At 82.0% G+C, this 846-nt stretch carries 1 pseudogene; it reads right to left on the bottom strand.

The window, feature by feature from the left end:
- Positions 1-188: 188 nt before the first annotated feature.
- A pseudogene (locus ABD317_RS37370) lies at positions 189-846 on the bottom strand (hypothetical protein); the annotation flags it as partial.

The following is an 846-nucleotide window of genomic DNA, read 5'->3' as shown; positions in this document are numbered from 1 at the left end:
GCGCCGCGGGCGGGCGCGGGTACCGTGGCGTGCCGGCCGTCGGTCCCCGTTCACTCCGGGCGCAGCCCGCGGCGGACGGGAGCCCGGCGCTTCGCGGGCGGCCGGGGCCGGTCGCCGTCGTATCGCCGCGCGGGTGCGGACCGGGCGGGCCGTCCGGGGGCGCCGAGACGGTCCGCGGGTACAGACGCCTACCGCAGCGGCAGCGACGCCAGTTCGCCCAGCGTCGCGGCCAGCGGGGCGAAGACCGCCAGCAGTGCCGTCGTACGCAGCAGGGCCGCGCGGCGCAGCAGGCGGGGGGAGGCGCCCAGGCGCAGGAGCGCCGTCGTCGTGTGCGCCCGGGCCCGCCTCGACTCCAGCGCCGCCAGCCACACGGTCGCCACCGCGCAGCCCGCCACCAGCGCCGCGCCCAGCACCGTCAGCGGGCCCAGCGAGCGGGCCCCGTCGCCGTCCGGCCACACCAGCGTGCACAGCACCCCGCCCGTCGCCACTGCGCACAGCGCACCCAGCGGGCGGCCCACGCGCCGCGCCTCCTGCTGCAGCACCCGGCCGGCGAGCAGCCGCAGCGCACCCGGGCGCAGCGCGCAGAGCAGCCGGCCGCACAGGTGCACCACGCCGGGGCCGGCGAGGACCTGCCCGGCGGCGATCAGCGCCCAGCCCGCCACCACCGCGGGCGCCGCGTCGCCGGAACCGCCGGGCAGCGGCAGCTTCAGCGCGGCGCCGTCGCCGGCACCGGTGACGTTGCCCGCGTACGCGCCCAGGGCCAGGCCCGTCGTCGCCAGCGCGGTGCCCCACGGCAGGTCGGCGGGGACCGGCGGGTCGTCCCCGGCGGCGCCGGCCGGCCGCGGC

The sequence above is a fragment of the Streptomyces synnematoformans genome, from assembly GCF_039531005.1.
Taxonomy (GTDB): domain Bacteria; phylum Actinomycetota; class Actinomycetes; order Streptomycetales; family Streptomycetaceae; genus Streptomyces; species Streptomyces synnematoformans.
This window is presented reverse-complemented; position numbering and strand designations above follow the sequence as displayed.